The 606-nt window shown below is 66.5% G+C and carries 1 protein-coding gene and 1 pseudogene; both read right to left on the bottom strand.

The features are described 5' to 3' along the window. Positions 1-181 (bottom strand): annotated as a pseudogene (locus tag MHX64_RS12125) (ABC transporter substrate-binding protein); the annotation flags it as partial. A gap of 21 nt (positions 182-202) precedes the next feature. Then, the coding region (locus MHX64_RS12130; protein ID WP_370642146.1) for an ABC transporter substrate-binding protein at positions 203-606 on the bottom strand (404 nt) is incomplete at its 5' end.

Raw genomic sequence — 606 nt, forward strand, 5'->3', positions numbered from 1 at the left:
ACGCGCGCACCGTGTACGGCCCGGTCCCAATCGGATCATCCGCTAGCTTTGCGACGCTCGCGGGCGCCATCATCGCACCGGTCAGCGTGCCCATCGACCACAACCACGACGACGAGGGTTGATGCAGCGTGACCTCGAGTGTGGAGTCGTCGAGCGCGGTGTCCTGTTTGACCGGGTCCATCTGCTTTTTCAGCCCGTTCGTCTACGCGGTTTGCACGTAGTCGATGGAAAAGGCGGCGGTGTGCGCGCTGAACTCGGTACCGTCGGAAAACGTCACGCCTTCGCGGAGGTGGAAGGTGTAGACGGTCCCGTCATCGGAGATCTCCCACGACTCGGCGAGGTGCGGCTGCGGGGTGCCGGTGTCGTCGATACGCACCAGCGTCTCGTAGACGTTCTGCATCAGCGCCTGCGGTGCCGCCGCACCACCGATCGTGGTGAAATCCAACCCCGCAGGCGCGCCCTGCGTGCCGATGACCACGTCCGTCGCGCTGAGTTTCGCGGCGTTGGTGGCGGTGTGACCGGCCGAGCAGCCGGCGAGCGTCGCCGCAGCGAGCGTGGCTGCAGCTGCCGCGGTTGCGCGCCGAGGTGCGTCCATGGCTGAACACT

This window comes from Corynebacterium sp. ACRPZ (assembly GCF_022346205.1).
GTDB classification, from domain to species: domain Bacteria; phylum Actinomycetota; class Actinomycetes; order Mycobacteriales; family Mycobacteriaceae; genus Corynebacterium; species Corynebacterium lehmanniae.